This is a genomic window from Mesorhizobium sp. M0870 (genome assembly GCF_040319775.1).
Taxonomy (GTDB): domain Bacteria; phylum Pseudomonadota; class Alphaproteobacteria; order Rhizobiales; family Rhizobiaceae; genus Mesorhizobium.
The window spans coordinates 241357-258597 of sequence record NZ_JAMYOI010000006.1 but is presented as its reverse complement, the minus strand read 5'-3'; the positions used below and the strand labels follow the sequence as shown (position 1 = coordinate 258597).

Here is a 17241-nt window from a genome sequence, read left to right as displayed (position 1 = left end):
CGCCCGCCTCCCGCCCACTCCCCCCCCCGCTCTACGCTCCCACTCGTTTTTGCGAGTGTGTTTTGGTCTCTGTAATTGCTATACCCTTACCCCCCCCCAAAACCCACGCCGCGGCTCCCCCCCCCCCGCTTCCGTCTCGGGAGGAGACTTGTACTTTAGGCAGCGGTCTTGGCCTCGATCTGCTTGGCCTTGGCCGAAGACGCCGTAATGGCGATCTTGCGCGGCTTCAGCTCCTCGGGTATGTTGCGCTTGAGGTCGACGAAGAGCAGGCCGTTCTTCAGCGAGGCGCCAACGACCTCGACGTGGTCGGCAAGCTGGAAGCGGCGTTCGAAAGCCCTCGAGGCAATGCCGCGATAGAGCAGCTCAGAGCCTTCGCCGGTACCCTCGTCCTTGCGCTCACCCTTCACGGTCAGCACGTTGCGATGGGCTTCGATCGAGATTTCCTCGTCCGAGAAGCCGGCAACCGCCATCGAGATGCGGTAGGAATCCTCACCGGTGCGCTCGATGTTGTAGGGGGGATAGGTCTGCGCGCCATCCGGCTGCGCAAGCGAATCGAGCATCGTGAACAGACGGTCGAAGCCGACGGTGGAGCGATAAAGCGGGGAAAAATCAACGTGACGCATGAGGTGTTCTCCTGTTGAGCAACATGGTTTGCGTATGGCCGGTGCGAAACCCTTGAGCGGCGTTTCGGGTGGGCCAGCGGCCCCGACATTGGCGACCGCACCAGACATTTGGGGAGCGCTGGAAAGCATTTCAAGATTTCACCTGGCGGCAAAAACCACGGCGGCAGGCCCCTTGATGAACGGCAGATGAACCGGCACTTCGGCGCGCGTTCAGGCAGCCGGCGCTAAAGTCCATTACAGGATCAAGGACTGGCGGCGCCCATTGCACAACAGGCACCGCAACGAGGCCGACCGGGTGTAACGTCCCTTCCTCCCGGATCGACAGAGGCCGGAAGCACGCTTTCGAGCGGCTTCCGGCCTTCCCTGGCGCAGCCTCCCCTTCACCGGGAATTCCTTGGCTTTTGGCGCATGGGCGTCTATCACCTTAGCGGAGCCGGCCAGCGCAGGCGGGCATGCGAGACGCCGAGCACGAAGCGCCGAATGACGGATCTTTTCACCGAAAACTCCCTTTTTCACGAAATCGAGGGCAATCCGCGGCCGGAAAACGCCACCGGCGGCTTCTTCACCACGCGTGACCGCAAGAATATCCGCTACGGCCTGTTCGGCGCAGTCGCTCGCCCGATGAAGGGCACCGTGGTCCTGCTCACCGGCCGCAACGAGTGCATCGAGAAATATTTCGAAACCATCCGCAACCTTGCCGATCGCGGCTTTGGCGTCGCCACCCTCGATTGGCGCGGCCAGGGCGATTCCGATCGGCTGATCCGCGATCACCAGCGCGGCTACGTCAGCAGCTTCCGCGACTACACCGCCGACCTCGAACAGTTCTTCGAGGAGATCGTGCTGCCCGATTGCCGCGGACCGTACTACATCCTCGCCCATTCGGCAGGTGCCTTGATCACCCTGCTTGCCGCCCCGTCGATGGTGAACCGCATCCGGCGCATGGTGCTGATCGCGCCCTTCCTGACGCTGCCCGACCTGCCGGTCTCGATCTCGACGGTTCGCCGCGTCTGCTCGTTGTTCTGCGTTCTCGGCCTCGGCCGGCTCTATGCCGCCTGGGGTCCGCGGCCGAAGGTGACGGCCCCTTTCGAGACCAACAAGCTGACGTCTGACCCGGTACGCTATCGACGCAACACGCGGCTCTATGAAGAACATCCGCAACTGGCGCTTGGGGGTCCGACGATCCGCTGGCTGCGGGCAGCCGCGAAAGCCTCCGAAGCTGTCAGCGACCCCGACTTCATGGCAGGAATTCAGGTCCCCCTGCTGATAATCGCCGCCGGCGCCGACCAGGTCGTCTCGACCAGGGCCGTGGAAACCTACGCCAGGCGTCTGCGGCTCGGTTCGCTGCTGATGATCGATGGCTCCCGCCACGAAATCCTGCAGGAAGCCGACATTTATCGCGAGCAATTGCTCGCCGCTTTCGACGCCTTCATTCCCGGGAGCGACGACCCCACAGCCTGACAGGCGCCGGTCGCTGGCCCGCTCCCCAAGGGGTGCGCCGGCAGTAAAACGACTGCTTCAAGCGGTCGGCATCACCTGAATGGCAGCGGACGCTCGTTTAGCCGCGCAAGGCGGCCATGGCGGCGGCATGAAGCTCCGGCGTCGCCGCGGCGAGCACATCGCCGCCCTGTTCCGCCGGCCCGCCATCGAATGTGGTGACGACGCCGCCTGCCTTTTCGATAATCGGGATCAGCGCCACGATGTCGTAGGGCTTCAATCCGGGATCGGCGACGATGTCGACGCTTCCTGAGGCGATCATGGCGAAGGCATAGCAATCGGCGCCATAGCGGGCGAGCTGGATCTGTCTTTCGAATGCATCGTAACGGTTGCGCGCCTCGCCCTTGAACAGGGCCGGCGTGGTGGTGAACAGCGTCGCTTGGTCCAACTTCGTCGTCTTGCGGGTCGTCAGTTTTCGCGGCCCGCCTGGCCCCTCATAATGGGAGCCCGAGCCGTTGGCGTAGAAAAGCTCGCCGGTGAAGGGTTGCGCCATCATGCCGGCAACGGCGTCGCCGTCGATCGTCAGCCCGACCAGTGTGCCCCACACCGGCAGGCCGGAAATGAACGCGCGCGTGCCGTCGATCGGGTCGATCACCCAGACATGCCGGCTCGAAATGTTCTCGCTGCCATGCTCTTCACCAAGAATGCCATGGTCGGGATACTCAGCAGAGATCAGCGCCCGGATGGCGCGCTCGGCCTCGCGATCGGCCTCGGTGACCGGATCGAAACTGCCCTGTTCCTTGTTGGCGACCGCACCTTGGCTGCGAAAGCGCGGCAAGGTCTCCGCCGCTGCCACCTGCGCGATGCGGCGCATGAAACCGACACTGATGTCCAACTGATTCTCCCGCACTGCAGCATGTCCGAGCCGTGCTCTGCCGCCAATTTCGTACCAAAACAAGAGTGTTCGACGACTTTTCCGCGACGGCATCTGTTGCCCGGATGTCACACAAGCGTCGTCGAAACGCAATTTCCACATCAGAGTGAATTAAAAAAGCCTCAAGGTCGCTTGACATTTGTGCAGCGCACAATACCCTTGATCTCGGACAGGGTTTCCTGTCCATGCCCTCCTTGGGCGTTTCCTCCCTAGACTTCGACCGTATCGTGCAAACGATGCGGTCTTTTTTTACGCCGCGATTTCACTCTGCGGCCAACGGCCGGTCGCTCACTCGGCGGCTAGCGGCAGGTCGATGAAATGATGGTCGGGCATCGACATCAGGTCGGCTGAGAACCGCGTCAGATCATCGGCCAGCGCATCGAAGCCGGCGGCCTTCTCGAATGTCCGCTCGTTCATGTAGAGCCCGCGATTGACCTCGATCTGCAGCGCGTGCAGATGGCGCGCGGGGCGGCCATAGTGTTCCGTGATGAAGCCGCCGGCATAGGGCTTGTTGTGGGCAACCGAATAGCCCATGGCGCTGAGCAGGCCGATCGCGGTCTCGGTCAGGGCGGCGGTTGCCGAGATGCCGAAGCGGTCGCCGATGATGAAGTCGGGCCGCAGACCGCTGTCGCCGACACGGATGCTCGCCGGCATCGAATGACAGTCGATCAGCACGGCAAAACCGAACCGCGCATGGGTCCTGGTCAAAAGCCGCTTCAGTGTCTCGTGATAGGGCTTGTAGACGGCCTCGATGCGGGCAACGGCTTCGGCCAGAGGCAGGCGACCGGAATAGATGTCGAGCCCCTCGCCCACCAGCTTCGGCACCGTGCCAAGCCCGCCGGCCACCCGCGCCGAGCGGATGTTGCAGAAAGACGGCACTGGCTCGGCGAACATGCGCGGATCGAGTTCCCACGGCTCGCGATTGACGTCGAGATAGGCGCGCGGGAAATTCGCCGCCAGCAGCGGTGCGCCGAGCGCGACGGCGCCGCCGAACAGCTCATCGACGTAGCAGTCCTCGGACCGGCGGATGGCGTTGCGGTCCAGCCTTGCCATGGCAAGGAAGCGCTCCGGATAGTAGCGGCCGCTATGCGGCGAGTTGAAGAGGAAGGGGACGCGCTGCTCGACGCCCGACCGGATTTCGAAGGGTGGAAAGACCGAAAAATCCTCGGCTGCCGTCTTCAATTTGAACGAACCCGAAAACACCAGTGCATCATGATGTGAAAGTGCCACCTTGCAAGCCGCGTGTCCAGCATTTCGGCCGCAGCACACGCCGGCAAATATGGATCATCCCCGTCAGCGTTCACTTGATGTTTACCCTCACCTCCTCATATACAGGATGGTTAACGGGCTTGCCCAACGGCAATCTCGGGCGGGTGATTCGGACGGGATATCATGGCACGCATTCTTCTGGCGGAAGACGACGACGATATGCGTCGGTTCCTCGTCAAGGCGCTGGAGCGCGCCGGTTACCAGGTCAGCGATTTCGACAATGGCGCCAGCGCCTATGAGCGGCTGCGCGAGGAACCGTTCTCGCTGCTGTTGACCGACATCGTCATGCCGGAGATGGACGGCATCGAACTGGCGCGCCGCGCCACAGAGATCGATCCTGATTTGAAAGTCATGTTCATCACCGGTTTCGCCGCCGTTGCGCTGAACCCTGATTCCAAGGCGCCGAAAGACGCCAAGGTGCTGTCGAAACCGTTCCATCTGCGTGACCTCGTCAACGAGGTCGAGAAGATGCTGCAGGCGGCCTGAGCCGTTTTTTAAGCGAGGCGCCGCACCTCTTCGCCACTGCGGCGAGACGACGCCTTCTTTCCTTTTTCCTGCTATTGACGCGCTGGATCAAAAATGGTGTATGCGCGGCTTCGGATGGGCGTGTAGCTCAGCGGGAGAGCACTGCATTGACATTGCAGGGGTCACAGGTTCAATCCCTGTCACGCCCACCATCCTTTCAAAGACTTAGCTTACACCCTGATCCGTTCGGCACAGAAACGGCACAGAAACCCCGCCGTTACAGCAGTTGCATCAATCCTTCCCGCAGGGCCTGTGCATGTTTGGCTGGCATCAGAAAGAGACCGCTGTCGATACACTCGATGATGTCGTTCGCGAGATCGACCGTGATCCGCTCGAATTCTCTGGCATCGTCCAGCTCGAAAGTTGAATGCTGCACAACTCGCGACAGGTCGATGAAGCAATCTTTGGTTACGAGTTCGTGGCAACCGGATCGGATGGCCATCTGATCCTTCCCATGCGGCTTGGCATTGGAGTTGATCCAAAGGAAAAACCCATGGTCGACCGAAGCGCACAACGCGAACTTGGCCTTTGGCGGCTTGGTAAGGGCTGTTCTGACGATATAGATGTGGCCGAGCTTACAGGACGCCATATGCAGCGAACTCTTCGGCGCTCTCGACAATTGCGGGGTCGGCGCCTTCAAGCATGTCATCAAATGACATGAGAGAGTTCAAATCGGCGTTCTTCCAGCCAGGATGTTGATGCGTCTCGTCAGAGATCGACCCGAACGACTTGCCCTTCACATGCGCGATGCCGCTTCGCAGGCATTCTAGGTCGGACTGGCTAAACAGCTCAAGGTTCGGTGCTCTGGCGGCTTTGTACTCGGGATGCCTCCAGCGGTTATCTACCTCAAGCGCGCCATCGACGAGTTCTTTATCAGCGCCGACGAGATTGCCTTTCAAGACGTCATAGGAAAAAGACGGCACCGGCCCATTATCCATAGCCACGTACCGATCACCGACTATTGGCCGACCGTAATTCCGCAGATGCTCTAGCTCGGCAAAGTAAAGGGCTTTTGACGCGTGGAAGCGTCCCACGCCCGGCATCTGCTGGGCGATGAATACGATCGCCTCGACCGCCTTCTGCTTATCCAGCGAAAACTTCATGCGCGCAAATATACAGCTTTCTCGAAATTTTCCATAGCTAACTGACACCAGAGGCATGAAAGAACCGTTGCGGCAGTAAGGAAATAGCCCGCTCAGACTTCGGCAGCGTTCTTCTGGAAGTCCACGTGATGGTGTCCATATACCTTATCGAGCGTCTTGGCCGACATGCCGAGCGCGCCGGCCGCTTCCCAGATATCTACCCCCTTGAACATCATCCAGGTTGCACGGGTGTGGCGCAGCACGTGCGGGGTGATCGCCGACTGTCCGGTGACGGCCGGATCTAACCAAGCGTTGTCGATCGCCATTTCCCATGCAGTGCGGACAGAGGCGACGCCCCGGCCCATGTAGCTGACGACATGCAAATAGACCGCAACGGGCTCGCCTGCCTGCCTAGCGGCCTCGTCACGGGCGTTGTCGTCGATCAGCTTCCACCGCTTCAGATGGGCGCTGATTCGCTTGCCAAGGCGGACAGGCGGCTGACGCTTGTTCGTCTCCGCAACGCCCTCCCCTCGCCGATGCATGACGCCGCGCTGGCTGTCGATCCAGCCGCCCGCGGTGTTGGCCATCCACTGGACGTTGCAGATCGCCGCGCGCCGCGACCCGGTATAGAGGCCGAGCAGTATGAAGCGTGCCAAGTGACGGTTAATCGCGAACGGATTGCGGCGCCAACGATAATGCTCTCGACGAGTGGCCACGTCGCACCAGAACTCGCGATAGAAGCCCAGCGCGCCAGCCAGCAGCATCGCGGCTTCTGTTCGGGTGAGCCAGCGGTCCCTTGCGGGCGGAACGTCCGGCATCGTCACTTCCGGCACCGACGCCAAAGGACCATGCTCTTTGTGCCAATGGTTGATGGCCTTCGAAAGAGCGGCGAGTTCGCGCCTGATGGTGCCTGGTTTTACCGTTTTCCCGCGCGCCTTGGCATATGCTCGACACGTTTCGCCGCGAACATCGGCAAGGGTCTTCGATCCCCACCAGGGGACCAGGGCAGCAATGGCGTAGCCACTTCGCTCGGCTGATTTCTTGTGCGGCGCGTACTCGCGCCCGTAAGCAGTCAGGACTTCGGCGATCGAGAGGCGAGCAAGATCACTTTCGCGGGTGACTGGCTTGAACTTTTCCCCGATGTACTCACCGAGCCTTTTTTCAGCTGCTGCGCGATCTGCTTCGCCGCAGCCTGTGCGTTCGAAGACCTCGCCGACATCGCGGATGACCCATTCGCGTCGCTTCGGGTCGAGGTAGAGCCGGGCTCCTTTGGCGGGTCTTGGCATTTGGTCATCATTCCTCTCACTGACGAGGGCAACACGAAATCCGCCCGGCCTACACGCACGATTTTCAAACTGCCACGCCGCGCCTCTGCTCGCAACGTGGCCGGCGTGATTCGGCCCCTGAAGAAAAGCTGGCATGCCTCCTTCAGGGTAAGAGGCGAATCCTCATAGGGATCAGCCGGTGTCATCCGCCGGCCCTCGCGCCAATCCAGATCCAGAGTCCGGCGACAGCCATGCCGACGATCGAGGCCAGCAGGACGCGGCCGGCGTCTTCACGAAATTGCTGTTCTTTCAAAAAATTGCTCGAAACGTCCTCGGCGACCATTCGCCGAAGATTGATCTCGGCCAGCAAGGCGCTGGCATGACGTTCGTGCCAGCAGGCCAGCGCGAAGTGCGCTCGGCAGAGAAGAGCGATTGCGAGCCTCATGCCGCACCGCCCGGCCAGCCCGTCTTGTCGAACGCCTCACGGTTCGGATGGATTAGCCTGAAGAGGGTGCCTCGCTGCTCTTCGATGGCAACAAGGTGGTCACGGATTGCCCATGCAATCGTCTGGACGGCCGACGATTCTTCGCCGCTTAGCGCCTCGGCGGCCATCGCAAGCAGGCTCGCGAAGTCCTTGGCGGTGCTAATGCCGTCTTCCATGCTGGTGACGACATCGAATGCTTCGGTCGACTGGTTCTCCCTCACGACCGCACCGCCTTTCGCCCGAGCGTCGGCCAAAACCTTATTGTGGCACGCGTCCATGGTGGCATTGAGGTTTTCGCCAAGGTCACGGGCGATCATCGCCAGCGCGCAAATCTGGTCTGCGACGGAGCTGCGCACTCCATTCACGACAAACTCTTGTTCGGTCGTCTGGCTGTAAAGGACGGTCAGCAGGTGCGCGAGATTTCCGATATCGGATTGCAGGTCGTTCAGGTCGTCGGAAGGCGCGCTCATGCGTCACCGCCTTCCGACTTGCCTAGCATTTTCACTACGGCCACCATGGTGGCCATCGCGTAGCGGTTGATCTCGCCCAAGAAGCCGATTTCGACGCCGGTCAGGTGATTGCGGGACGGCAACCGCTCTTCCTGCCTGACGCGGCACATATCGTCGACGATGCAGCCGAGCAGTGTGGCATTGCCATTGGTCGGATGGCGGCCGATGTAGTTGAGATATTCCTGGGCCAGTTCATGGCCCTTGTCGCAGTCCCGGCCAAACTTGCCGGTCGGCTCGATGTTCCAGTAGCAGATGCCGCCGACATGGCGGGGCTTCCGGTGCATGAAAGATAGATCGTCGGCCGGATGTGGCACCTTGGTCGGTGCACGGCGGGTTTGAACTTTCGCCACTACGGTGCTATTTGTGGTGTTGGTCATCTTCTCTCTCTGGGTTGATGATTTGGGGAGCCGCCTTGCCGGGCGGTTTCATTTCGGAACGGCGATCAGTTCGAGCTTGCCGGCTCGCTGGTCGCCGTTTTCGTTTCGTCCATACGATTGCGGATGCACCGCACGATTTCGGAATTTTGCGACGATCCGTTTCGCTCGGCTTGGGCCTCGATGAAGGCTTTCACATCCTGCGGCAGACGAAGCGACGTTGCGGTTTTCTCCATTCCTTTTTCTCCGTTAACTATGACACCAGTTTAGTGTCGCACCATTTTAGTGTCAAGGTGACATGACATCAAAATGGTGCTATTCCGCCCCGACAGTTGGGGATAACTATGGACGACACAACGGAAGCCCGGATCACCCTTCGGCTGCCCACGGTCCTGCGGGACAAGCTGCTGAAAGCTGCCGAAGAATCGAACCGATCCATGAACGGTGAGATCGTTTTTCGGCTGGATGAATTCGACCGCCTCGTGGGCGAGATAGTCCAAATGGCAAACTCGCTTGAGAAACGCGAGGAGGCCCTTTTCGGCGAGCGCTCGAATGTGCGCGCGCTGACCGCCGAGCGACAGACACTCGACATGAAAGTCCGCACGGCCGAAGCCCAAGTCCTTCTCGCCAAGAGCGCGGAAGTCGAAGCTGAATTCAAGCTGAGAGAGGCGCAAAATGAGTTGGTGGCCATGAGGCAGATGCTCGACAGCGCGGACCGCACGATCAAGTCCTTGACAGAGGCGACCAGTGTGCTTGCGTCCGACAGCACCGTCGTCGAAGGGATTGCGCAACGCGTGGCTGAAATCCTGATTGAGAAAGGCCTGCCGAGGGTCTGAGCGTCCATCACGCGGTACAGTCCCGCAAGAGGAACGTCATCACCGCATGCTGCGCGCGCTCGTCCGACGTGTTGCCCAACTCGGCGCCTTCGTATTCGCCAGGCTTCGATGACAGGTAATGCAGCCAGCCCCAAACCATCGCCATTGCCTTGACGCCTTCCAGCGTCTCGGGGCGATGCGCAACCATCTGGTGCGCCAGATCGGCGCACCGATCGTGGGCGCTATCGATTTCCGGAGTGTTGTTGCCGATGTCCGCCCAGGCTGCCGCGGTGAATGCAGCCCGCTCGTCAGCCCAGGCCTTGCTGAATTCCACACCAAGCGCGATCAGCTCGGCGTCGGGGGTGACGGTCATCATGTTCATTTTCAAAGCTCCCATGCGCTGCTGGACCGGGCGTAGGCCACGCCGTGCAGGTCCATCTTGGTTTCGTAGTCGGAGACGCGGCGGACAGCGGCGAGGTAGAGCGGCAAGCGATTGGCAAGCTGCTGGCGGGCATAGCCGACATACTTCGGCGAGTGCCGGCGAATGGTCGCGGTCAGCATCTCGTCGCGCTGGGCGATGGTCGTCAGGTGCTGCTTGATGAAAAGAAGGTGGTCGGCCACTTCGCGCAGCGAGTAGCGCCATGCAGTGCCGAGACGGCCCTGCGCATCAACGTCCAGACCCAGCGGGCGGGCCAGATCAGCGAAGACTGAATGTGCGGCGGTGTGCATGACTGGCTCCTCTTTCGATAGAGCCATTTATGCATGGCGCATTAACCAAGTCAATGCACACCGCATTAATTTTATGCGTACCGCGAGATTTTTTAGAGCCGAGAGACTTGGCCGACGACGCGACCTATGATTCGCACGTGCTCCAACAATGCGTTCTGCGGAGGATGGGCAGGATTGTCAGAAAGAATGGTGACCGCTGGCGGCTGACTGAAAAGCACCTTGGAAAGCCGCTTCACCCTGGGCTCGCCGTCCCCGTCGTCAAAGACATAAACGCCGTCGGCGCCGAAGCTGCTTTGCTTGGTGTCAACGATAATCCGATTGCCCGGGTAAAGTGTCGGCACCATGCTGTCGCCAACCACAGCCATAAAGATCGAGCCGGAAGGCGAAGCTTGCAGCTCATGTCGGAAGAACGCGTCAGGAATCAGCCATTCGCTCACGACCTTGTGCCCTGTCACGGTGCCGGCGCTCGATATGGCGACCACTTCGGCTCCGGCTTGGCCGTGGCCGGCGCCTGGCCTCACATCAATCTCAGGTGTTGCGCCTGGCAGCTTAGGGACATACCGCTGCGTGCCGGATAGGACGCCCCCGTCCTCGCCGAACTGACTGCTGTCGATGTGGCTGACATGGTCCGGCTCGGCTGGATCCCATTCGTCGAGCGGGACGCGCACCATTTCACGCACGTCATCGGCCTGAAGGTTCGCCGGCAACTCGCCAAACATCAGCCAGGCCACACGGACATTGAAGGCCTTGGCGTACTGCTGCGCGGTTTCAGTATCGAAGGCGCGCGAGCCGTTCTCATGGCCTGCATAGGTGCCACCCGGCACTTTCAGCTTTTCCGCCGCCTTCGTTGCGGATTTGAAGCCGGCCTGCAAACGCGCTTCGCGTAGGCGATCGGCCGGCGTTTGTTCTTTTTGCATCGACAATCCCCGAAAAGTTGGACGTCAGTGCATTATGCATGAAAATAGCTATGCACGCTGCATTGTTTTCTCAGAACCGTGTGCTATGCTTAACGCACTGTTTTCTGCAAATCGCATAGGTATGAGACGATGACTGACACGACGAACATCGCCGAAGCCGGAGTGATCACGCCGGCCGATATCGTGAAGATCCGCAACGCCAGGAACTGGAAGCGCTCTAATCTGGCCTCCTATCTCGGCTGCAACTACACGACTGTCTGGCGGATGGAGAACGGCAAAATCAGCATTGACGGCGCGCACCAGCGTCTTCTCCAGCAGCTGCAGCTGGGCGCGGTGGCAGCATGAACACCGCGCAAGCTGAGCAGTTGAATGCAGAGCAGGAACGCGCCTTTTCTGAATGGCGCGACCTCGCTACCCGCGCCGCCGAAACCAAGACCGTTGACGACGCCATCGCCTCGGGCAAGGCGTTCGCCCGGTTCCATTTCCTGTTCGTCGAAAATACATATCGGCCTTCCGACAAGGTCGTGCCGTTCCGTCGTCCGTCCGACGGGGGCGCCGCTTGATCCGAACATCGCCCACCAAGGCGTCTGGCTCGATGAACAAGGCCGACGCCAAAAAGCTGACTGACCGCATTCGAGCGGCGGTCGATGATCTCTGGGCATTGCTGCTTGAAGCGCATGAGCGGAAGGCTTGGACGGCGCTCGGACACGCCACGTGGGAAGCCTACGTTAAAGCTGAATTTGGCATGACGCGTCAGCGCTCCTATCAGATTTTGGATCAAGGGCGCGTGATCGAAGCCGTCCGCGATGTGACGGGCAATTTGTCAAACGCGTTTGACATTTCGGCTCGCGATACGGCGGCTGTGAAGGGTGATCTACCGGCCGTCACCAGGGAAATAAAAGCCCGCATCGACAAGGGTGAAGCGCCGGCAAAGGCGGCGGCTGACGTTGTTGACGAGAAACGCGCTGAGAAAGAACGCATCGCAGAAGATCGGAAGGCGCAACAGGCCGAGTTCGACCGACAGCGCATAGCGGCCCAGGACGCTCTGCCCCAGGCAGTCAAAAGCCAAGTTGCCGCCGTGAAACAAGCTACGGCGAAGAAGAAGAAAGCGCCGGTCGCTTTCGGATTGTCTGCCGACGAACAAGTTGCCGAACTCCAAGAGGCGGTTCGCGTCCTCGAAAACGAGGCCCAGACGCTGCGCGCCGAGAACGCCAAGTTCTCCGACATGTGGGTCCAGTATCAGAAGGGCGGATTTGAAGCGGTCATTGCTGGGAAGGACGAAGAAATCCGCGTGCTGAAAACGCGCGTCTATCGCGAAAGCGAAGACAAGGCCGGATGGGCGAAAGTTTCGAAGTTCTGGAGAAAGCAGGCGGTTAAGCTGGGATATTCCAGCGATGCGGTCATACCGGTCGAGCCGACGAGCGATGAGGTGATCACGCTCGATGTCTAACGTTGCCGATCTCGTCGACCGGGTCCGGTCCTTCGGCGCGAACATCGTGCTGGAAGATGGAAAGCTGCGCATCGTCAACCGAGGTCGGTTGCCGGTGTCGGCCATGACGTACATCGCGAAGCACAAGGTCGAGATCGCCGACCATCTCAAGACCGACGAAAACGTCGCCTTCGAAGAATGCGCCGCGATCATCGAGTTCGACGGCTGCGTGCCTCGGCAATGGGCTGAGCAGTTCGCGCGCTACCTCGCGAAGTCGAAACCGGCCAGCGTGTCAGATATTGACTGGTCTTGGTTCCTGACAACCTGCGGGCGGATGATCGACGAAGCACCGAGGGTAGCGGTATGAACGCGCTTCTCCCGGTCCACGAAGAAATCACCCTGCGGCCGCACCAAATAAGCGCGGTCGAGCGGCTGCGCGATGGAATCCGCGCCGGTGCGCGCCGGCAAATCCTGGTGGCGCCTACGGCATTCGGGAAGACAGAGTGCGCTGCCCATATCATTCAACAAAGCCAGACCAAGAAGGCAACGGCGTGGTTCATCGTCGATCGCGTCAACCTGATCGACCAGACCAGCGTGCGGTTTGGGAAGTATGGCATTGATCACGGTGTCATCCAGGCCGACCACTGGCTGACCGCGCCGGAGAAGCCGGTGCAAGTCGCATCAGCCCAGACTGTTGCTCGCCGCATCTATGAAGACGGCGCGCTGCCGGATCTCATTGTCGTTGACGAAGCGCATTGCGAATACAAAGCAATCCTCGAACTGATCGAACGCGCGAAGAAGGCTAAGGTCATCGGCTTGACCGCGACGCCCTTCACAGACGGCATGGCCGATCATTGGGACGGGCTCGTCAACGGCGCGACCGTGAACCAGCTCCTGGCCGAAAAGTGGCTCACGCCGCTGCGGGTCAAGGCCTGCGTGTCGCCAGACATGGTCGGGGCCAAGAAGAAGTTCACCGGGGAGTACGACGAAGACGATGCCGGCGCGCGCGGGATTACCATCATCGGTGATGTGGTGCAGACGTGGATTGAGCAGACCCAGAAGTTCTTCGGGCGGCCGGTCAAGACGATCGTGTTCTCGCCGTCTGTCGCGCACGGTGCCGAGCTTTGCCAGCAGTTCGCCGACGCCGGCTACAATTTCCAGCAGCTCTCCTATCTCGATGCGTCTGATACTGAGCGGCGCGAAAAGATTGAAGAGTTCCGCAAGCCAGACAGCGCGATCCACGGGCTGGTGTCGTGCGCCGTGCTCACCAAGGGCTTCGATGTCCCGGACGTTCTGTGCGGCATCTCTTGCCGTCCCTATCGCAAGTCCTTCTCCTCGCACATTCAGGAGATGGGCCGCGTGATGCGGATCGCGGCGGGAAAAGAGTTTGGCCTGTGGTTGGATCACTCAGGCAACAGCATCGCCTTCGCAGAGCAAACGGCCTGGCTCTACGAATATGGCGTCGACACCCTGTCGTCTGCACAAAAGCAGGACAGCGAAGTTCGCGAACCGGTCGAACGGGTCAAAGCCCAGCACTTCTGCGGCGGCTGCGGCCTGCAAATGGAACCGCAGTCGATCGCCTGTTTCTCATGTGGTTGGGAACGGCCTCGGCGCGGTGAGATCAAGACCGTCGAAGGGACACTGATCGATTTTGACCTGAGCGACCGGCACGCCTTCAAGCCGCGCCAAGGTCTGCGTGCGGCGTGCCTGGGCAATCCTCGGGCGATCTGGAACGCCGCTCTGGCTTACTGCTTCGCCAATGGTCGCCGCGGTGAAGATGCGTCGCGGAAATGGGCATACGGGATCTGGGCCGGCATCTATCCGGCAAGCAAGCTTCCCTACGGCCTCTACGATGCGACGTGCCACCACGCGACGGTTCAACCCGACGAGTACAGCCTGATCGATCGCGAGACCAAGCGCTTCCGTAAGTCGAGGAAAGCTGCATGACGGTCGATGAAGCAATCACGTCGGCCTGCGACCAGGTCGGCATCGTTCCACCAAAGGTGGCCGGATTCGGTCGCTGGCTCAAAACCGACACCATGTCGGGCAAGTCCGGAAAGGGCGACGGCCGGCTAATCGTCAACGACCTGCATGTGACGGCTTGGAACTGGCAGACGGGCGAGAAAATTACGGTCGGACTCAAGGAGGCGTTCACACCATCCGAACGTCGGGAAATTTCCCAGAAGATCAAAGTTGAAAACCAGCGCAAGCGCCAGCGGGCACAGGCGGCGGCCGACAGAGCTGCGGCGATGATCGGGCGATCCGCGCCGGCGCAACATCCCTACCTTGCCGGCAAGGGCTTCCCACATGAGCGGGCGCTGGTGCTCGGTGCCGCCGTGGTTCGCGAGATCGGTGGCGAGTATGGCTCCTACCTGATGCCAGACGGCGGCGGGGAAAGGGCGATCGTGGTCCCCGCCCGCGTCGGCGCCCGCGTCACCAGCCTGCAACTGATCTGGGAAGACGGTACGAAGAAATTTCTATGGGGCGGCGAGATGGAGCAGGCGTCGCACCGGATCGCCAGTGGCGCGTTCACATGGCTCTGCGAGGGCTACGCCACCGGCCTGTCGCTCCGCTCGGCGGTGAAGTCCCTGCATCGCAATGATGGTGTGCTGGTGTGCTTCTCGGCCTCCAATGTCCTGGCTGTATCGCGCATGGTCAAAGCCCGGCGCGCGATCCTGACCGACAACGACAAGCCGCTGCCCCAGTACGGAGGAATCGGGACCGGCGAGTATTTCGCCTACCGATCTGAAATTGCCTACCTGATGCCGCCGCTCGTCGGTGACGACTTGAACGACGTCCATCTGAGAGACGGCATCTTTGCCGTGCAGCGCCTCGTGTCGAATTTTCTGCGGGAGGCGAACTTGTAGAAAGCTCAGGGCCGAAAGGTGTCAAAGGCCAGTGTAGGCAACGGCGTATTCGCCTGAGCCTGCAACGGAAGCGGTCTGGTAAAGCCGTTCGTCGCGCCGGAAACAGCGACAACATATTCTGCACTGAGACCACGGCGACCGTGGCGGGGAATACCGGGATACGAGACCGGACCCGATCGCAGAGGCACCCTTACTCACACAGGACGCACCCCGAGAGGAGGTGCAGCCTCTCCCTGATCGTCTGGATGGTCTTCGAGAGGTGCCGCTGCCAAGCGATGCGCGTGTAGGGCCGACAGGGTAACCCCGGCTCGAGCCTCAATGAGGCAATCACGTATCCAGATGTGCGCGAGACCCCGTCCCAGTAGGCACGGAATCGCGTCACACTTCGTCCTGACGGGCGAAGTGTGTCCAGCAGTAAGGTGACCGGGATTAGGGGAGCCCGAAAAGGTCGGCCCGACAGACACTGACAGAGAGGTAAACAATGGACACTGAGCATTGGAAAGACAGCGGCAGCGGTGGACGACACGCGACGGTCGAATCGCTTTCGCAAGCCGAGCTTGATGATGCCTACCACCGCGCCGTGTTCGACTGTGACCAAGCGCTGGCGGACACGATCCGGCGCCGATTCTATCACCGGCAGGAGCAGATGGTTGGCAAGGGCGTGCCTCTGCACCTCTGGAATGCGATCCGCGACGAGCTGCACAAAGAACTGTCAACAGCCTTCAACGACTGCGAGGTGCGGCAGCTCGGCGACGATCGATATCAGCAACTCATGAAGCGGCTTTGGTCGCGCGATCAGGAGCAGAAGCCAGTATGAACGCACAGACGAAAACCAAGCTGCCCGCCTGGCTGGCAGTCCAAACCAAACCGGGCGGGGAATATCGCGCCATGACGGAAATGCAGCGCCTCGGGATCCCGGTCTACATGCCGCAATACCGGCACGAGTACCGGCACCACAGGACCAAGGCCTGGCTGGTGAAGAACTTTCCGCTGTTCCTCGGCTACATCTTCACGCCTGCCCACGATGTGAAATGGGGCGCGCTGAATAGCTGCGACGGATTGGTCCGGAACGGCGTGCTCTGCGACATCGAGGGCAAGCCGGTTCCCATCCCTGGTGACGACATCAAGGCCATTCGCGATGCAGAGGAAAAGGGCGTATTCGACAAGATGCGCGACCACGGTCTGCGGATCAAAGTCGGTGAAGGCGTGACGGTCTTGGACGGTGCTTTTGCTGGCGCCGACGCTGAGATGGTGAAAGCGCGCAGCGTCAACAGCGTTCGCGTTCTACTGAATATGTTTGGCGGCAAGGTTGTTGCTAGCGGACCAGTTGCCAAGATCCAGAAAAAGGAATAGAGTCCTACAAACTGATTTGGCGATACGCCTGTCTGCGCGGGGCTTCACAGTCACCAGCCGGGGCGATGAGGGGCAAAATCGCCGCCCCGACCCCCGACGAAGTATTATTTAACGGCAGAAACTAGTCGCGCCGATCGGTCAGTCAGACCGGCAATCAATATGGTTGCATTCGGCCCGGCAAGTCAGCCTCTTGCCTCCTACGCCAGTACCGACTCGCTCGAAACCAGACCAAGTTTGGTGTCATCTTCTTGAAAGCAGCCAATACCGGCAACTTGATCGCCAAATTTCCTTGGTGATTGTAGTAGACATACTCATCACCAAATTCGCTTTGAAGTCGGTTAGCGGCGTCATCCTGCCGAAGCTCGCCGTACTCCGTGATGAGGGCAACCATAAATTCGGCAGCCTTCACGGCTGTCATTGCGGTGCGTCTTTTTGTGACGGCCTTTCCAATGCCTCAGGTGGGAAATAACCGCCCTCTTTTTTGGCGCCGGCAAACCAAGTCGTTTGTATGCTGTCGTTCCCCCCGGCATGGACCGAAACAACCGTCATTTTTGGACCACCAGATTTCAACTGCACTATTTCTCCTACAGTAAAATTCATCTTCGACCTCCCTGAATTCACAATTGGCAAGA

General features: G+C 60.3%; 26 protein-coding genes and 1 tRNA gene. 12 read left to right on the top strand and 15 right to left on the bottom strand.

The features are described from left to right. Positions 1-155: 155 nt before the first annotated feature. Complete coding sequence (locus NKH97_RS10455) at positions 156-623, bottom strand: Hsp20 family protein (protein ID WP_013529716.1); 468 nt, start codon at positions 621-623, stop codon at positions 156-158. Between the two features lie 480 nt (positions 624-1103). Between NKH97_RS10455 and NKH97_RS10450 the strand changes: the two genes are divergently transcribed. Then, positions 1104-2081, top strand: coding sequence for an alpha/beta fold hydrolase (locus NKH97_RS10450; protein ID WP_023810076.1), 978 nt, complete (start codon positions 1104-1106; stop codon positions 2079-2081). A 97-nt stretch (positions 2082-2178) separates the two neighbouring features. Here the strand turns inward: NKH97_RS10450 and hisN are convergent, their stop codons facing one another. Both hisN and NKH97_RS10440 read right to left on the bottom strand, forming a co-directional pair. After that, the gene (gene hisN / locus NKH97_RS10445) at positions 2179-2952 is read right to left on the bottom strand and encodes a histidinol-phosphatase (RefSeq protein WP_023810077.1); all 774 of its coding nucleotides are present in this window, start codon (positions 2950-2952) and stop codon (positions 2179-2181) included. Between the two features lie 327 nt (positions 2953-3279). Continuing rightward, the gene (locus NKH97_RS10440) at positions 3280-4221 is read right to left on the bottom strand and encodes an N-formylglutamate amidohydrolase (RefSeq protein ID WP_352629487.1); all 942 of its coding nucleotides are present in this window, start codon (positions 4219-4221) and stop codon (positions 3280-3282) included. Between the two features lie 162 nt (positions 4222-4383). Here NKH97_RS10440 and cpdR point away from each other — a divergent pair, with 162 nt between their 5' ends. Together cpdR and NKH97_RS10430 are read left to right on the top strand one after the other, a co-directional pair. Then, a complete protein-coding gene (gene cpdR / locus NKH97_RS10435; protein WP_006199474.1) occupies positions 4384-4746 on the top strand; it encodes a cell cycle two-component system response regulator CpdR in 363 nt (120 codons plus the stop codon). A 116-nt stretch (positions 4747-4862) separates the two neighbouring features. Then, positions 4863-4937, top strand: a tRNA-Val gene (locus NKH97_RS10430). Positions 4938-5002: 65 nt separating this feature from the next. On the opposite strand, the gene NKH97_RS10425 is transcribed toward NKH97_RS10430, so the two are convergent. The 7 genes from NKH97_RS10425 to NKH97_RS10395 form a co-directional block, all read right to left on the bottom strand. Beyond that, complete coding sequence (locus tag NKH97_RS10425; RefSeq protein ID WP_352796596.1) at positions 5003-5374, bottom strand: hypothetical protein; 372 nt, start codon at positions 5372-5374, stop codon at positions 5003-5005. Further along, positions 5361-5888, bottom strand: coding sequence for a Panacea domain-containing protein (locus tag NKH97_RS10420; RefSeq protein ID WP_352796593.1), 528 nt, complete (start codon positions 5886-5888; stop codon positions 5361-5363). Before NKH97_RS10420 ends, NKH97_RS10425 begins: the two co-directional genes overlap by 14 nt. Positions 5889-5980: 92 nt before the next feature. Beyond that, the gene (locus NKH97_RS10415) at positions 5981-7153 is read right to left on the bottom strand and encodes a tyrosine-type recombinase/integrase (protein ID WP_352796590.1); all 1173 of its coding nucleotides are present in this window, start codon (positions 7151-7153) and stop codon (positions 5981-5983) included. 181 nt (positions 7154-7334) lie between these two features. Continuing rightward, positions 7335-7502 (bottom strand): hypothetical protein, encoded by a 168-nt coding sequence (locus NKH97_RS10410; protein WP_352796588.1) that lies wholly within the window; start codon positions 7500-7502, stop codon positions 7335-7337. 71 nt (positions 7503-7573) lie between these two features. Beyond that, entirely contained in the window at positions 7574-8086 is a 513-nt protein-coding gene (locus NKH97_RS10405; RefSeq protein ID WP_352796586.1) for a hypothetical protein, read from the bottom strand. Further along, on the bottom strand, positions 8083-8409 hold the full coding sequence (locus tag NKH97_RS10400; RefSeq protein ID WP_352796584.1) for a hypothetical protein: 327 nt from the start codon (positions 8407-8409) through the stop codon (positions 8083-8085). Before NKH97_RS10400 ends, NKH97_RS10405 begins: the two co-directional genes overlap by 4 nt. Before the next feature lie 158 nt (positions 8410-8567). Beyond that, on the bottom strand, positions 8568-8735 hold the full coding sequence (locus NKH97_RS10395; RefSeq protein WP_352796581.1) for an Arc family DNA-binding protein: 168 nt from the start codon (positions 8733-8735) through the stop codon (positions 8568-8570). Between the two features lie 108 nt (positions 8736-8843). Between NKH97_RS10395 and NKH97_RS10390 the strand changes: the two genes are divergently transcribed. Continuing rightward, entirely contained in the window at positions 8844-9335 is a 492-nt protein-coding gene (locus NKH97_RS10390; protein ID WP_352796578.1) for an Arc family DNA-binding protein, read from the top strand. Between the two features lie 7 nt (positions 9336-9342). Here the strand turns inward: NKH97_RS10390 and NKH97_RS10385 are convergent, their stop codons facing one another. The 3 genes from NKH97_RS10385 to NKH97_RS10375 all read right to left on the bottom strand — a co-directional run bounded on the left by NKH97_RS10385 (position 9343) and on the right by NKH97_RS10375 (position 10960). Beyond that, positions 9343-9696, bottom strand: coding sequence for a hypothetical protein (locus NKH97_RS10385; RefSeq protein WP_352796576.1), 354 nt, complete (start codon positions 9694-9696; stop codon positions 9343-9345). A gap of 2 nt (positions 9697-9698) precedes the next feature. Beyond that, complete coding sequence (locus tag NKH97_RS10380; RefSeq protein WP_352796573.1) at positions 9699-10043, bottom strand: hypothetical protein; 345 nt, start codon at positions 10041-10043, stop codon at positions 9699-9701. A gap of 92 nt (positions 10044-10135) precedes the next feature. Then, positions 10136-10960: a LexA family transcriptional regulator gene (locus NKH97_RS10375; RefSeq protein WP_352796570.1), complete on the bottom strand. Its 825-nt coding sequence runs from the start codon at positions 10958-10960 to the stop codon at positions 10136-10138. Between the two features lie 129 nt (positions 10961-11089). On the opposite strand from NKH97_RS10375, the gene NKH97_RS10370 reads away from it, so the two are divergent. The 8 genes from NKH97_RS10370 (at position 11090) to nusG (ending at position 16609) form a co-directional block, all read left to right on the top strand. Then, on the top strand, positions 11090-11305 hold the full coding sequence (locus NKH97_RS10370; protein ID WP_352796569.1) for a helix-turn-helix domain-containing protein: 216 nt from the start codon (positions 11090-11092) through the stop codon (positions 11303-11305). Then, complete coding sequence (locus NKH97_RS10365; protein WP_352796567.1) at positions 11302-11523, top strand: hypothetical protein; 222 nt, start codon at positions 11302-11304, stop codon at positions 11521-11523. The genes NKH97_RS10370 and NKH97_RS10365 overlap by 4 nt, the downstream gene beginning before the upstream one ends. A gap of 32 nt (positions 11524-11555) precedes the next feature. Next, positions 11556-12410: a hypothetical protein gene (locus NKH97_RS10360; protein ID WP_352796564.1), complete on the top strand. Its 855-nt coding sequence runs from the start codon at positions 11556-11558 to the stop codon at positions 12408-12410. Continuing rightward, positions 12403-12756, top strand: a complete 354-nt coding sequence (locus NKH97_RS10355) for a hypothetical protein (protein ID WP_352796561.1) — start codon at positions 12403-12405, stop codon at positions 12754-12756. Before NKH97_RS10360 ends, NKH97_RS10355 begins: the two co-directional genes overlap by 8 nt. After that, positions 12753-14336: a DEAD/DEAH box helicase gene (locus NKH97_RS10350; protein ID WP_352796559.1), complete on the top strand. Its 1584-nt coding sequence runs from the start codon at positions 12753-12755 to the stop codon at positions 14334-14336. Before NKH97_RS10355 ends, NKH97_RS10350 begins: the two co-directional genes overlap by 4 nt. Further along, the gene (locus NKH97_RS10345; protein ID WP_352796556.1) at positions 14333-15256 is read left to right on the top strand and encodes a primase/helicase family protein; all 924 of its coding nucleotides are present in this window, start codon (positions 14333-14335) and stop codon (positions 15254-15256) included. Before NKH97_RS10350 ends, NKH97_RS10345 begins: the two co-directional genes overlap by 4 nt. Positions 15257-15737: 481 nt before the next feature. Then, entirely contained in the window at positions 15738-16073 is a 336-nt protein-coding gene (locus NKH97_RS10340; RefSeq protein ID WP_352796553.1) for a hypothetical protein, read from the top strand. After that, positions 16070-16609: a transcription termination/antitermination protein NusG gene (gene nusG, locus NKH97_RS10335; protein WP_352796551.1), complete on the top strand. Its 540-nt coding sequence runs from the start codon at positions 16070-16072 to the stop codon at positions 16607-16609. The genes NKH97_RS10340 and nusG overlap by 4 nt, the downstream gene beginning before the upstream one ends. Before the next feature lie 154 nt (positions 16610-16763). Here the strand turns inward: nusG and NKH97_RS10330 are convergent, their stop codons facing one another. Both NKH97_RS10330 and NKH97_RS10325 read right to left on the bottom strand, forming a co-directional pair. Beyond that, positions 16764-17027, bottom strand: a complete 264-nt coding sequence (locus tag NKH97_RS10330; RefSeq protein WP_352796549.1) for a DUF6953 family protein — start codon at positions 17025-17027, stop codon at positions 16764-16766. Continuing rightward, positions 17024-17209 carry a YodC family protein gene (locus tag NKH97_RS10325; RefSeq protein ID WP_352796546.1) on the bottom strand — a complete coding sequence of 62 codons (186 nt, stop codon included), beginning with the start codon at positions 17207-17209 and terminating at the stop codon, positions 17024-17026. The genes NKH97_RS10330 and NKH97_RS10325 overlap by 4 nt, the downstream gene beginning before the upstream one ends. Positions 17210-17241 lie beyond the last annotated feature (32 nt).

Coding starts and splice junctions, on each gene's coding strand:
- NKH97_RS10455 (WP_013529716.1), bottom strand. CDS start 623: ATGCGTCACGTTGATTTTTCCCCGCTTTATCGCTCCACCGTCGGCTTC.
- NKH97_RS10450 (WP_023810076.1), top strand. CDS start 1,104: ATGACGGATCTTTTCACCGAAAACTCCCTTTTTCACGAAATCGAGGGC.
- cpdR (WP_006199474.1), top strand. CDS start 4,384: ATGGCACGCATTCTTCTGGCGGAAGACGACGACGATATGCGTCGGTTC.
- NKH97_RS10425 (WP_352796596.1), bottom strand. CDS start 5,374: ATGGCGTCCTGTAAGCTCGGCCACATCTATATCGTCAGAACAGCCCTT.
- NKH97_RS10420 (WP_352796593.1), bottom strand. CDS start 5,888: ATGAAGTTTTCGCTGGATAAGCAGAAGGCGGTCGAGGCGATCGTATTC.
- NKH97_RS10415 (WP_352796590.1), bottom strand. CDS start 7,153: ATGCCAAGACCCGCCAAAGGAGCCCGGCTCTACCTCGACCCGAAGCGA.
- NKH97_RS10405 (WP_352796586.1), bottom strand. CDS start 8,086: ATGAGCGCGCCTTCCGACGACCTGAACGACCTGCAATCCGATATCGGA.
- NKH97_RS10400 (WP_352796584.1), bottom strand. CDS start 8,409: ATGCACCGGAAGCCCCGCCATGTCGGCGGCATCTGCTACTGGAACATC.
- NKH97_RS10395 (WP_352796581.1), bottom strand. CDS start 8,735: ATGGAGAAAACCGCAACGTCGCTTCGTCTGCCGCAGGATGTGAAAGCC.
- NKH97_RS10390 (WP_352796578.1), top strand. CDS start 8,844: ATGGACGACACAACGGAAGCCCGGATCACCCTTCGGCTGCCCACGGTC.
- NKH97_RS10385 (WP_352796576.1), bottom strand. CDS start 9,696: ATGAACATGATGACCGTCACCCCCGACGCCGAGCTGATCGCGCTTGGT.
- NKH97_RS10380 (WP_352796573.1), bottom strand. CDS start 10,043: ATGCACACCGCCGCACATTCAGTCTTCGCTGATCTGGCCCGCCCGCTG.
- NKH97_RS10375 (WP_352796570.1), bottom strand. CDS start 10,960: ATGCAAAAAGAACAAACGCCGGCCGATCGCCTACGCGAAGCGCGTTTG.
- NKH97_RS10370 (WP_352796569.1), top strand. CDS start 11,090: ATGACTGACACGACGAACATCGCCGAAGCCGGAGTGATCACGCCGGCC.
- NKH97_RS10365 (WP_352796567.1), top strand. CDS start 11,302: ATGAACACCGCGCAAGCTGAGCAGTTGAATGCAGAGCAGGAACGCGCC.
- NKH97_RS10360 (WP_352796564.1), top strand. CDS start 11,556: ATGAACAAGGCCGACGCCAAAAAGCTGACTGACCGCATTCGAGCGGCG.
- NKH97_RS10355 (WP_352796561.1), top strand. CDS start 12,403: ATGTCTAACGTTGCCGATCTCGTCGACCGGGTCCGGTCCTTCGGCGCG.
- NKH97_RS10350 (WP_352796559.1), top strand. CDS start 12,753: ATGAACGCGCTTCTCCCGGTCCACGAAGAAATCACCCTGCGGCCGCAC.
- NKH97_RS10345 (WP_352796556.1), top strand. CDS start 14,333: ATGACGGTCGATGAAGCAATCACGTCGGCCTGCGACCAGGTCGGCATC.
- NKH97_RS10340 (WP_352796553.1), top strand. CDS start 15,738: ATGGACACTGAGCATTGGAAAGACAGCGGCAGCGGTGGACGACACGCG.
- nusG (WP_352796551.1), top strand. CDS start 16,070: ATGAACGCACAGACGAAAACCAAGCTGCCCGCCTGGCTGGCAGTCCAA.
- NKH97_RS10330 (WP_352796549.1), bottom strand. CDS start 17,027: ATGACAGCCGTGAAGGCTGCCGAATTTATGGTTGCCCTCATCACGGAG.
- NKH97_RS10325 (WP_352796546.1), bottom strand. CDS start 17,209: ATGAATTTTACTGTAGGAGAAATAGTGCAGTTGAAATCTGGTGGTCCA.